Genomic DNA, 12,070 nt, shown 5'->3' with positions numbered 1-12,070 from the left:
CTGAATTAATATTAAGCCGCTCCCATGAAGTTGACTGCGATTTTGCTATATTCGTGGCTCATTAGAGCCCGTGGTTTTAGTCCGCTAATAATTCGCGTTTGGCCTCGAAATTTAATAGATTATATAGCAACATTAATTAATAAATAAGCACATGAAGATTCTTGTTTGTATTACACATGTTCCAGACACGACTTCCAAAATTGCCTTCACGGATGGCAATACAAAGTTTGACCAAACTGGTGTACAATATATCATTGGCCCGTATGACGACTATGCTCTGGCTAGAGCAGTAGAACTCAAAGAGCAAACAGGTGGAAGCATCACGGTGTTGAATGTTGGTGAGGCCGAAACTGAACCCACGCTAAGAAAGGCGCTTGCTATTGGTGCCGATGATGCCATCCGCATCAATTCTTTTCCAAAAGACTCATTTTTTGTGGCTAATCAGATTGCCAACGCTGCCAAAGATGGTGGATATGATCTGATACTAATGGGCAGAGAGTCTATCGACTTCAATAGTGGTGTGGTGCACAGCATGGTTGGAGAGCTATTGGGTATACCTTCTCTCTCCCCTATAATGACTTTGGATATTGAAGGTACCACAGCCAAAATGACTCGCGAGATAGAGGGTGGCAAAGAACATCTTGAAGCAGAACTCCCATTGGTACTTGGATGTCAGGAACCTATCGCAGAATGGAAAATTCCAAACATGAGAGGAATCATGACTGCCCGTACAAAACCTTTAAATGTAGTAGAACCTGCTGATGATTCTGTTCGAACTCAGCTCAGTACTTATGAAATGCCTCCTGCAAAAGGAGCTGTCAAAATGATCGATGCAGAAAATGTATCTGAATTGGTAGATTTATTAAAAAACGAAGCCAAAGTAATCTAATTACCCACTGATCGAAACATTGGTTCCGACCCAAAAAAATATAACATGTCAATATTAGTATTTATAGAAATTTCAGAAGGCGAGATTAAAAAATCTTCTTTGGAAGCGGTAAGTTATGCCGCAGGAATAGGTGGTGACGTAACTGCTATCGCTATCGGTGAAGCAGATGCTGCTGCGCTAGCAAAAGCAGGTAAAGCAGGAGCCTCCAAGGTATTACACGTAGCAGACGATCAATATAAGCAAGGCAATATTCTTGCCTACTCGTCGGCCATCGCTGCGGCTGTGGAAAGCACCGGTGCTGAGACAATAGTCTTAGCAAAATCTTCTCTAGGCGATCCGGTAGCAGCCAGACTAGCTATCAAAATCGGCGCATCGCTTGCGACAAACGTCACCGAATTGCCAGATACTTCTAAGGGCTTCACCGTGAAAAGAAGTATCTACACAGGCAAAGCATTTGCTCATGTAAACCTAACTGAAGGTAAACGCATCATTGGTATCAAAAAGAATGCCGCCATGATCAAGGAGGACGGTTCTGACGCTGCAGTCGAAGCTTTCGCTGTCAATCCTGATGATGCCGATTTCAAAGTGAAAGTAACTTCACAAGAAAAAGCAACAGGTGAGATATTGTTGCCCGAAGCGGACTTAGTGGTTTCTGGTGGAAGAGGCCTAAAAGGCCCGGAAAATTGGGGAATGATCGAAGATCTGGCGAAGACGTTAGGAGCAGCTACAGGTTGTAGCAAGCCTGTGTCGGATATGGATTGGAGACCTCACCACGAGCACGTGGGTCAGACAGGGATCAAGGTGGCTCCTACGCTGTATATAGCTGTAGGCATCTCTGGAGCTATTCAGCACCTTGCTGGTGTCAACTCATCCAAGTTTATCGTAGTTATAAACAAAGACCCTGAAGCACCATTTTTTAAAGCCGCAGACTACGGAATCGTAGGTGACGCTTTTGACGTGGTACCGAAATTAACAGAAGCCATCAAGGCAGTAATTAATTAGTAAGCATTGGAGAAAATAAAACTAGATATCATAGGATTATCCTCCAGTCATGCACAATCGGGCTCATTTGCGCTTGTGTTAGGCGAATCGGAAGGTGGTCGTAGACTGCCCATCATTATTGGTATGTTCGAGGCTCAGGCCATTGCCATTGAAATTGAGAAGATTACGCCTAACCGGCCCATGACTCATGATCTATTTAAATCCTTTGCAGGACACTTTGATATTTCGATTCAGGAAATTATCATCTCTGATCTAAAGGAAGGTGTGTTTTTTGCTAAAATTGTCTGTGTTGATGCTCAAGGTAAGCAGGTAGAAATCGATGCCCGCCCGTCAGACGCCATTGCTATTGGCATCAGATTCGATGCAGCTATTTATACTAACCCCGCTGTGATGGAGGAAGCAGGCATAGTAGTGACAGATGAGTTTGAGGAAGAGTTGGACACACTCACTAACGCCGAAGAAGATTCAAAAGAGGAAGAAAAAGGTAAAGGGATCAAGAAACATTCTGTGGAAGAGCTCAACAGACTACTTGAAAAAGCCCTGGCCGAAGAGGACTATGAGAAGGCTGCTCAGCTCCGAGATGAACTGAATAAGCGCAACTGATTTATTGATATTCTGATTTTAAGATTAGATGGCAGAGCCTGAAAACATTTCAACAAGAATCTTAGAATTTTATCAGACTTTATCCGCTCCTGCCAAATTGCCAAAGTCCGTAGAAACCCTGAATCCTTATCAAACCGACGAGGGGTGGGATACTACCTCCCGATTTTATCACAAATACTATACAGATAAGCGTTCGAGAAGGATGTTGTTTGGCATCAATCCAGGTCGATTTGGTGGTGGTATTACCGGCGTACCGTTCACCGACCCTCTGCTACTGGAAACGGTATGTGATATCGAAAACTCCTTCAATAAAAGAGCTGAGCTGAGCTCAAGGTTTATTTACGAGATGATTGCCAGCTATGGCGGGCCAGAAGAATTTTATAACAAGTTCTATATTACCGGAATGTCTCCATTAGGCTTTGTACAAGATGGTAAAAACCTCAACTACTATGATCTTGCTGACTGGCAGAAAATATTTGAGAAGGACATGACAGCATGGGTTAAGGCTCAACTCAAATTTAACATTGACACCTCGGTGGCCTATAGCATCGGACAAGGTCAAAATCTAAAATTTTTGAATCGCCTCAATGACGAACATGGGTTTTTCGACGAAATCGTTCCACTGCCCCATCCTAGATGGGTCATGCAATACAGGCTCAAACGCAAAGCAGAATTTATCGCTGAATATCTTGAAAAACTGGGCTAAGCCGGCCGCTCATCAAACTGGACCCTTGAAAGTCGGTAGATAAAACGATATTTAATATCTTCGATGATTAAATCACCACATATGCGCAACATTTTTACAATTATACTACTCGTCGTTCCGATGATGCTTCTCGCACAGACTCCATATAAGTTTAAGCGTGTCATCGATCTTGAAACCACTCCCGTGATCAGCCAGGGCAATACAGGCACTTGCTGGAGTTTCTCTGCTTCATCATTCGTAGAATCAGAAATCTTACGACAATCTGGCAAGGCAATCGACATCTCAGAAATGTACACGGTACGTCAGACCTACATGGCTAAGGCTGAAAACTATGTGATGAGGCAAGGAAAAGCACAGTTTAGCGAAGGCGGACTGGCCCACGATGTCCTGAAATCTATCAAGGCTAATGGACTGGTACCGCAGGAGATCTACGACGGCTTAGACCCGGACAAAAACTATCACACTCATGCTGAAATGTCCGCAGTTCTCGAAGCCATGTTGGATACTTATATTGAGAATCCCGGCAAGAAACTGAGCAAGAAATGGAAGCCTGCTATCAACGCAGTACTGGACGTATATTTAGGAGCAGTTCCAGAGGAGTTTGCCTATGAAGGGAAAACCTACAACCCTCAAACCTTTCTGGAGATGACTGGCATAGATCCAGACCACTATGTGTCGTTGACATCGTTTAGCCATTCCGAGTTTTACAAACCCTTTGTTCTCAACATACCGGACAACTTCAGTAATGGCAGTTTTTATAACCTACCGTTAGATGAATTCATTGCCACACTGGATCATTCTCTGGCTAATGGCTATACCGTAGAGTTTGATTGTGATATGAGCGAGCCGACATTTTCTGCCCGTCACGGCCTGGCTGTAATTCCAGAAGATGCTGCAAATAATATGGCGGCCTTGACTTCCGTATATCCTGAGCTAAAAATTAGTCAGCAATATCGACAGGAGGAATTTGAAAACTATACGACTACTGATGATCATTTGATGCACATCACAGGCCTGCTAAAAGATCAAAACGACACCAAATATTATCTGATCAAAAACAGCTGGGGTAATCTTTCCAATGAAATTGCCCAGGATGGGTTTCTCCATATGAGTGAATCATATATGCGACTGAAAACGATAAGCATCACTGTCCACAAAGATGCTATTCCTGATACAATTCGTAAGAAGCTCGGGCTGCAATAGATATAAAACTACGGATTGACCATGTCGCGTAGGTAGTAGCCCGTGATTTGCCATTTTTGATCTTTTTTACCCAACAACCAGGTCGTTCGTTCGTTTTTCCATGCTCTAAACTTATTGCTACCAGTATCTCTGGTAATGACCACAGCGGCGTTGGCGCGAATGTGTATAGAAATGATTTCGTACTGATTTTGATAGGGACCGGCCTCTGCAATGAACTGACTGGGCCAATTATTTAGGTCTTTGCCGGATAGAAACATGTGCGCCTGCCAGTTCAATGGCTCACCAGAATAGTTGCCGTTGAACATTATAAACTGATCTGAAATTGCGTCTGTCACAAGTTTGACTTGACCAGAAGACAATCCAAGATGATATGAGTCTATGGCCTGTTTAATCTCCTTGTGCTCGATGTCCTTGACATCCATGCCTGTCACACGATTGTATTTCCATAAATGCGTCAATTGCCACGATTCTCCATAGTCTGTAGAAAGGTGAGTAGACCATTCGAAAGCGTCCGCGCTATGACGAGTCAATTCAAACTTGACTCGCATCCTTTTCTTTTCATTATTGCGCAGCCAAAGCATTTTGATATCGTTGCCATCTGTTTCTCCATTAAAAACCATGGTGCTTGCATGTTCTGAATCAAAATAGACGCGTTGAAGTTTCATTGAATCAACCATCAGCAGTGTAGACTCGACAGCGTAGACCTTGCTTTTGTAAATTCCTTTATAATTCTCCTTGATACTACATCCTTGAATACCAGTGGTAATAGTAGAGATACCAACATTGATCTCGTACTGACCCGGAGAAACTCGGTCCTTAGTTTCTACTTTCCATGATCCTAAAAGCTCCTCTAAGATTTGATTTCCTTCATACTGGCAAGGATACTTTGGGTTTTGCGCAAAAAGAAACATGTTTCCAGCGCATAAGTTGAAGCAAAAAGCAAATACAAAATGTTTCATTTTTTTCAATCATTCATTAGGTTATGGATACTCCAGATAATGACTTTGCCATCCCCACCTGAGCTGATGAGCAGTGTGTTGTTTTCGGCAAGTGCAATCCCAGAGCAATATTTATCATGGGCTTTGAATATTTTGATCACTTTATCACCTTTCCAAATTTTGATTTTACTATCAAAACCAGAGGTAATGATGTAATCATCCATTGCTACGATTCCTGAGATCGGGCCTTCGTGTCCTTTCCATTGGGATTTCAGCACCCAATCATCCGTCCAAAGGAAAATATTCCCTCCACGGTCGCCGGTAATGAATTGGTTCTTGTCATTCATGGCTATTTGCCAAATCGGCTCAGGATGTTCCGTGTCTATTGACTGTTTTTCTGCTCCGGCTAAATCCCAAATTTTGATCTTTTTGTCATCTGCAATTGAGATCAAACCCAGACTATCATGGTACATTGTTTGTCGTGTATGGCCTTCGTGACCAAACAGTTTGACGTTCTGATTCCAACCATCTTTCCAGACCACCACGATTTGGTCCCTACCTGTAGTAATCGTAAGATTCTGATCGTATAGCACGTTGACACTAAGCGCTGAGGCGGTGTGGACCTTTTTTTCATCGATGATTCGACTTTCTAAATTTATCCTATAACCAAACCCGGAATAATCTACTGCGACCACCTCCAAGCTGTCCAGACCGAAGGCAACATCAGCGATAGAGTGTCGAAAGCCTTCGAACTTACCCAACTGCGATCCCTTGGTCGTATATACATAGACAGCCGAATCTTTGCCAGCCGCAACAATTCTGGTCCCATCACGAGAGACAGACAGGCCATAAATAGTATTTGGATGTTTGAGCACGGTCAACTGAGCATATGATAGATTTGAAAAGAAGAGCAATAGAATGGCTAATACTTTAGTCATAGGGCCTTTATAATTTGAGTTTTAAATAATTACGAAAATTCAATTTACCTATTCAGTCCTTTTTGATAATCAACCACTTGCTATATACAAACCAGAGGTATTAACGGTCAAATGGGTAATGGTAATCTAGCTCCAATCTATGAACATAACCTATTTAGAGAAATAGTACAATTACTTATTAGCATTATACCCAAACGCGAAATAGTACAAACATACCCTGGAAATTATGCAAATAATAAAGCTAAATTCAATAGGCGCAATATTGGATTAATTCAATCTAATTTACTTATATTCTATATTTTATAAGAATTATACAATTTAGGAAAATTACCTAATAATTTTTTTAGGTGTATCTACGGATTACTATTATACAATCAAAACTGCATATTTGTAAAAGAACTCTAAAACAAACAATCATGAATCTAGTCAGAAAATCAATTATCATTCTTACAGTATTGATGAAAGCGATTCCTTTGGCCTTGTATCTTATATTTGTTTAAACCCGAAAAACTGGCGTCGCCAGTCACAGATCTTTTCTTAATTAGCTATAGAAAGTAGAAATCAGAAAAGTGACGCCCCGGTTTTGGTGGTTAGCAATTCAAGGCTATTAAAACCTCGCACAGAATTGCCCTTTTTGTTTAGTTTAGGGCTCCAAACTGCCACAGCAAATTCTTCGGGATATAGAGCAGCAATACCTCCCCCTACTCCACTCTTACCTGCCAACCCAACCTTAAATGCAAAATGACCAGACTCATCGTAAAACCCACACGATAACATCAAAGCATTGATTCTCTTGACTTGGCTTTTTGTGAGTCTAAATCCCGCATGATCGTATGCCTTCCCGTTTTCTCCGAAGTGCAAAAATGCACAGGCCAGTTCACGACAATTCATTTCTATAGAACACTGTTTGTAGTAAAAATCTAGAATTTCGTCGGCATCATTCTCAATATTACCCTTGGCTTTCATCATATTCACAAATGCCACGTTGAGATAGCCTGTTTCCTTTTCTGATTGTGCAACTATAGGATTGTAGGTAATATCAGAGACTCCGGTGAGCGATTGCACGAAAGCAAACAAATCACGTTCAGCATCTTTCAGTTCTGACAATAGTACATCCACTACCACCAAAGCTCCTGCATTCACAAATGGATTTCTGGGGATTCCATTTTCATATTCCAGCTGCACTATAGAGTTAAAAGGGTTACCGGATGGTTCTACTCCTACCCGCTTCCATAATTGATCACCAAGTAGTGAAAAGGCCATAGCCACTGTAAACACTTTGGATATACTCTGTATAGAAAATCTATCCTCAGAGTCTCCGATGGCAAAATGCTCATTATTGACCGTAGTCAGGTGAATTCCAAATTTCTTCGGATCTACTTTGGCCAATTCAGGAATATAATTAGCCACTTCTCCTGTATTTGGAAACGTGGACACCTCATTTGAAATTTCCTGAAGTATTTGCTGATAATTCATTCATCAAAAATGAATGGATTATTCGATAGTATGAAATAGTTCGGCTAATCTTTTCTCCATCTCAGGTGAGATCTTGTTGTTTTCGATGGAGACATGTTTATGTCCTAAATAATTCATCCCAAGATACTCGGCCGTCATTCTAATAGGCTCGGCAAACCAAGGCTCAAAATGATCCCCTTCAGTCTGGCTAATCAGTGCCAGCGATTTGCCTCTGAGTTGTCTACCAAGATCCTTTTCGATCGTTAGCAGATCAGAGGTGCGATCCAGAAAATTTTTGAGTTGAGCGCTCATGGTGTACCAATAAATAGGCGTGATCAGTACAAGAGTGTCATAGTCGGCAACGAAGTTGCGAATTAGCGTTAAGAAATCGTCATCTTTATTTAGGTGCTCATAGTCATAGTAGCTGATTTCTTTTTGATTAAGATCTACCATAAAACTACCACTGATTTTTGAAAATCGATTGGCTACCAGTCGGGTGTTTCCGTCACTTCTGGCACTTCCCATGACCGTCATTATCGAAGAGTTCTGTTGTTTCATATTATACTTATTTTGAGTTTTAAGTTGTAGCAAGTAACGGGTCCAACTCGGTAATTTGATCAAAGATTTGATCATTAGAATCAATGGCCCAATAGAGGCCAGCAATTATCAAACTGTCAGTCATGTGTTTGTTGATTCGTTATCTGTTGCTAAATTGAAGTTAAACCTGGATTATGCATTAGGAATCGTGATGAAAGCTATAAAGCGCAAAGAAAGAAGCACTTATATTGAAGAGGCATAGCACCGCTATGGTGATTCAATAAATATATGTGTAAGTGTCTATTTCAAAGTGTTTTATGATTGGAATAGATTATCTAATGCATATTTCAGGTTAAAGTCAAAAACTCATGTTAAATAAACTCGTACTCATCATTCTCGCCTTGACCTCTATAGGGTGCTCTACTCCTTCTGGAACCGTCACCTATCATCCAGCCAATAGGGATAGTGGTTTCGAACATCCCTACTTTCTTTTTGTACCTGATGGCTTACAGGACACGACCACTTACATTTTAGTCGAACCAAACAACACAGGTTATGTAAGTAATGACTTTGAAGACCATCGTGAAGGTGCTGAAAATCTAATCAACAACAGTGGCAATCTTGGAAACATGCTGGCCAGGAAATTACGTACTCCGCTATTAGTTCCGGTTTTTCCACGATCTGAGACCAACTGGCGGACTTATACGCATGCGTTAGACAGAGATGTAATGTTGGAAAAGGAAGGCACGCTGCGTCGCTTAGATTTGCAGTTGCTAGCCATGATAGAGGAGGCACGAGACTCATTGTTGAGGGGCTCCGATATCATTATACGCCCCAACATTCTTATGACCGGTTTTTCTGCTTCGGGCACCTTCGCAAATCGATTCACAGCGCTGCACGCTGACAAAGTAAGAGCAGTAGCGGCAGGTGGAATCAATGGAATCCTAATGCTACCGACTGACTCTCTGGAAGATACACCGCTCAACTATCCACTTGGCACTGCTGACATCAAAGAGCTTACAGGTAAGACCTTTGACTCAATAGGGTTCAGGGAAACGCCCCAGATGCTGTACATGGGTGCAGAAGACGATAATGACGCCGCATCCTATAGTGATGCTTATGACGACCAGGAAAGGGAGCTCATCTATCGACTACTGGGTAAAAAAATGCTGCCGGATCGATGGACCAAATGTAAGCTCATATATGACGGTCAGAAAATAAATGCTGATATTTTGACTTACCCTAGCAAGGGCCATGAACTTTCTGATGGCATACAAAACGAAATCCTTGCTTTTTTCAGAAAGCATACAAGCGACAAGCATTAGGTGGCAGAATATGGGTCAATTAAACCGTATGGCGGTGATCGGTTTCACCCTTGATACCACGGCCATTGGGATACCAAGTGCCAGAGACACTACCAGAAAGGTAAGTGCGTTGAGGGCTATCAAAGATTCATAATCCCAGGCAATTGGCACATAGTACATATAGTAATTGGCTGCGTCCAAAGGTACGATCTGAAACTGATCCTGTATCAATGCTATAAGCAACCCGGCCAGATTTCCATAGAGTAATCCCTTTGATACCAGCAGCATCCCTTTGAGTAAAAAGATTCGCTTGACTTGTCTCTTGCTCGCACCCAAGGCCTGCAATACTCCTATCATATAAGTACGCTCCAAGATCAGAATCAGCAATATTGAGATCATATTAAAACACGCAACTATCAATATCAACCCAAGAAAGACTGTGACGTTCTGATTGAGTAGTCCCAACCAATCAAAGATTTGATTGTACTTATCGCTGACTTTATCAACATATAGGTCAGCATCTATGGCGTTGAAAAGTACATTTTCGGCCTTGTCGATCTGCTTTTTATCTTTTACAAAAATCTCAAACCCGCCCACCTGATCTTCATTCCATTCGTTGAGTCGCTGGATCATTCCCAAATCTCCGAGAATGATGCTTTTGTCAAACTCTTCTAATCCGGTTTCATAAAGCCCAACCAGCTTCAACCTCCTGAACCTCGGCGGGTTTTGTACAAAATGGATCATAAACTGATCTCCGATTCGCAACCTAAGCTTGTTAGCGATATGAGTACTGAGTACCACTTCCGTTGAATATCCGGATTCGGTATGTTTGATAAATCTGCCAGATCTCATGTTGGTGCTAAACCTGAGGGTATCAAATTGACGATCTACTCCTTTGAAAATCACTCCCTCAACTTCCTCTTTTGTTTTAATGAGTCCAGCTTTGAAGGCAAAGGCCTGTACATGGTCGATGAATTCGAATTGATCCTTTTCTACATAAAAGTCCGATTTGAAGCTGATAGACTTTTCATCCAGCGAGTTACCCATATTGTACTTGGTAATCTCCAGATGCCCCTTGAAATTATAGATCTTATCCTTAATGGTTTGCTGAAAGCCGCCGAGTATAAAAAAGGCCAAAATCATAGCCGCAAGTCCAACGCTAATGCTAATGACCGCAAGTTTAGAGATGATCGAAGCAAACGAAGAATTGGCCTCTGATGTAATACGTTTGGATATGAAATAGGGAAAATTCAATTTTTACAATTACATTCGTTGAGTAGTCAGTAAAAGCTGTAAAATAAATAAATCGGGTCAAAATTGTTGAGGATAATCAAATACTTTAATCGCATAATTGTCGCCTTGGTCTTTCTGATTCAGTTTGGTTGCCTGGCTCAGTCTAGTGATCAACCGAAGATCATCACTGGTGCTGAACAATTGGATCAAATCTTACCTGTGCTGAATGGTAAATCTGTTGCTCTCCTGGTGAATCATACCTCTATGATTGGGCAAACTCACCTATTGGACACACTCCTTTCTCATAATGTTTCTATCAAAACTGTCTTTGCTCCTGAACACGGTTTTAGAGGAGATTTGGCTAATGGAGAAAAGGTCTTCGATGAGACGGATCAGGTGACAGGACTACCTATAGTCTCTCTATATGGTAAAAAAGTAAAGCCCACTGCAAAACAATTGGAAGGAATCGACATTGTAGTATTTGATATTCAGGATGCAGGCGTGCGATTTTATACCTATATCAGCTCTATGCACTACATGATGGAGGCATGCGCCGAACAGAACATCGAATTTATGATTTTGGATCGACCCAATCCAAACGCCCACTATATCGATGGGCCAGTGATGGAACCGCAGTATACATCTTTTGTAGGACTTCATCCCATCCCGATTGTGTACGGTACTACGTTGGCGGAGCTGGCAAGGATGATAAAAGGTGAAGGCTGGATCGATACTGCCGATCAGCTGAAATTGAAAATCATACCGCTAAAAAACTGGACACACCAGACACCCTATTCGCTTCCCATTAAGCCTTCTCCAAATTTACCCAATGAGCAGTCTATTGCACTCTATCCAACCTTGGGCCTGTTTGAGGGTACAAATGTGAGCATGGGTAGAGGAACTCCATTTCCATTTCAAGTAATAGGTTTTCCTGACTCTACTTTTGGAAATTTCGAATTTATACCTAGGAGTATTCCCGAGGCCTCGAAGTACCCTAAGCATGAAGACAGGGTCTGCTTTGGACAAGATCTTAGAGCCATTAAGGCTTCATCCGGAATTGACTTGAATTATCTGCTGACGTTTTATCAAAAGTCCAGTGCTAAGGAAGAGTTTTTCAATTCATTCTTCACGAATCTGGCGGGTACAAAAAGGCTAAGACGCCAGATCGAAGATGGCCTGACAGAAGACGAAATCAAGGCGAGCTGGCAAGATGATCTAACTGCTTACAAAGAATTGAGACTAAAGTACCTATTATATTAGAC

General features: G+C 41.8%; 12 protein-coding genes. 7 read left to right on the top strand and 5 right to left on the bottom strand.

The window, feature by feature from the left end; all coding sequences use genetic code 11:
- Positions 1–151: 151 nt before the first annotated feature.
- From ABJF11_RS03180 to ABJF11_RS03160, 5 genes are all read left to right on the top strand, one after another.
- Positions 152–889 carry an electron transfer flavoprotein subunit beta/FixA family protein gene (locus ABJF11_RS03180; RefSeq protein ID WP_348118011.1) on the top strand — a complete coding sequence of 246 codons (738 nt, stop codon included), beginning with the start codon at positions 152–154 and terminating at the stop codon, positions 887–889.
- A gap of 45 nt (positions 890–934) precedes the next feature.
- Positions 935–1,891 (top strand): electron transfer flavoprotein subunit alpha/FixB family protein, encoded by a 957-nt coding sequence (locus ABJF11_RS03175; RefSeq protein WP_348118009.1) that lies wholly within the window; start codon positions 935–937, stop codon positions 1,889–1,891.
- A 6-nt stretch (positions 1,892–1,897) separates the two neighbouring features.
- Positions 1,898–2,494 (top strand): bifunctional nuclease family protein, encoded by a 597-nt coding sequence (locus ABJF11_RS03170; RefSeq protein ID WP_348118008.1) that lies wholly within the window; start codon positions 1,898–1,900, stop codon positions 2,492–2,494.
- A 28-nt stretch (positions 2,495–2,522) separates the two neighbouring features.
- Positions 2,523–3,200, top strand: coding sequence for a uracil-DNA glycosylase family protein (locus ABJF11_RS03165; RefSeq protein WP_348118007.1), 678 nt, complete (start codon positions 2,523–2,525; stop codon positions 3,198–3,200).
- Between the two features lie 81 nt (positions 3,201–3,281).
- A complete protein-coding gene (locus ABJF11_RS03160; RefSeq protein ID WP_348118006.1) occupies positions 3,282–4,403 on the top strand; it encodes a C1 family peptidase in 1,122 nt (373 codons plus the stop codon).
- An 8-nt stretch (positions 4,404–4,411) separates the two neighbouring features.
- Here ABJF11_RS03160 and ABJF11_RS03155 read toward each other — a convergent pair whose 3' ends face one another.
- The 4 genes from ABJF11_RS03155 to ABJF11_RS03140 form a co-directional block, all read right to left on the bottom strand.
- A complete protein-coding gene (locus tag ABJF11_RS03155) occupies positions 4,412–5,362 on the bottom strand; it encodes a hypothetical protein (RefSeq protein ID WP_348118005.1) in 951 nt (316 codons plus the stop codon).
- 5 nt (positions 5,363–5,367) lie between these two features.
- Positions 5,368–6,279: a hypothetical protein gene (locus ABJF11_RS03150; protein WP_348118003.1), complete on the bottom strand. Its 912-nt coding sequence runs from the start codon at positions 6,277–6,279 to the stop codon at positions 5,368–5,370.
- A 561-nt stretch (positions 6,280–6,840) separates the two neighbouring features.
- Positions 6,841–7,755: a glutaminase gene (locus tag ABJF11_RS03145; protein WP_348118002.1), complete on the bottom strand. Its 915-nt coding sequence runs from the start codon at positions 7,753–7,755 to the stop codon at positions 6,841–6,843.
- Positions 7,756–7,773: 18 nt separating this feature from the next.
- Positions 7,774–8,292: an NAD(P)H-dependent oxidoreductase gene (locus ABJF11_RS03140; RefSeq protein WP_348118001.1), complete on the bottom strand. Its 519-nt coding sequence runs from the start codon at positions 8,290–8,292 to the stop codon at positions 7,774–7,776.
- Between the two features lie 347 nt (positions 8,293–8,639).
- On the opposite strand from ABJF11_RS03140, the gene ABJF11_RS03135 reads away from it, so the two are divergent.
- Positions 8,640–9,596 carry a hypothetical protein gene (locus ABJF11_RS03135; protein ID WP_348118000.1) on the top strand — a complete coding sequence of 319 codons (957 nt, stop codon included), beginning with the start codon at positions 8,640–8,642 and terminating at the stop codon, positions 9,594–9,596.
- A gap of 15 nt (positions 9,597–9,611) precedes the next feature.
- Here ABJF11_RS03135 and ABJF11_RS03130 read toward each other — a convergent pair whose 3' ends face one another.
- The gene (locus ABJF11_RS03130) at positions 9,612–10,829 is read right to left on the bottom strand and encodes an FtsX-like permease family protein (protein ID WP_348117999.1); all 1,218 of its coding nucleotides are present in this window, start codon (positions 10,827–10,829) and stop codon (positions 9,612–9,614) included.
- Between the two features lie 63 nt (positions 10,830–10,892).
- Between ABJF11_RS03130 and ABJF11_RS03125 the strand changes: the two genes are divergently transcribed.
- The gene (locus ABJF11_RS03125; protein ID WP_348117998.1) at positions 10,893–12,068 is read left to right on the top strand and encodes a DUF1343 domain-containing protein; all 1,176 of its coding nucleotides are present in this window, start codon (positions 10,893–10,895) and stop codon (positions 12,066–12,068) included.
- The last annotated feature ends 2 nt before the right edge of the window (positions 12,069–12,070 follow it).

This window comes from Reichenbachiella sp. (assembly GCF_039941815.1).
GTDB lineage: Bacteria > Bacteroidota > Bacteroidia > Cytophagales > Cyclobacteriaceae > Reichenbachiella.
Note: the sequence above shows the minus strand (reverse complement) of the source record. Positions and strands in the feature narration are given on the sequence as shown.

Bases quoted from the DNA above. Each gene is read 5' to 3' on its own strand.
- ABJF11_RS03180 (WP_348118011.1), top strand. From the start codon at position 152: ATGAAGATTCTTGTTTGTATTACACATGTTCCAGACACGACTTCCAAA.
- ABJF11_RS03175 (WP_348118009.1), top strand. From the start codon at position 935: ATGTCAATATTAGTATTTATAGAAATTTCAGAAGGCGAGATTAAAAAA.
- ABJF11_RS03165 (WP_348118007.1), top strand. From the start codon at position 2,523: ATGGCAGAGCCTGAAAACATTTCAACAAGAATCTTAGAATTTTATCAG.
- ABJF11_RS03160 (WP_348118006.1), top strand. From the start codon at position 3,282: ATGCGCAACATTTTTACAATTATACTACTCGTCGTTCCGATGATGCTT.
- ABJF11_RS03155 (WP_348118005.1), bottom strand. From the start codon at position 5,362: ATGAAACATTTTGTATTTGCTTTTTGCTTCAACTTATGCGCTGGAAAC.
- ABJF11_RS03150 (WP_348118003.1), bottom strand. From the start codon at position 6,279: ATGACTAAAGTATTAGCCATTCTATTGCTCTTCTTTTCAAATCTATCA.
- ABJF11_RS03145 (WP_348118002.1), bottom strand. From the start codon at position 7,755: ATGAATTATCAGCAAATACTTCAGGAAATTTCAAATGAGGTGTCCACG.
- ABJF11_RS03140 (WP_348118001.1), bottom strand. From the start codon at position 8,292: ATGAAACAACAGAACTCTTCGATAATGACGGTCATGGGAAGTGCCAGA.
- ABJF11_RS03135 (WP_348118000.1), top strand. From the start codon at position 8,640: ATGTTAAATAAACTCGTACTCATCATTCTCGCCTTGACCTCTATAGGG.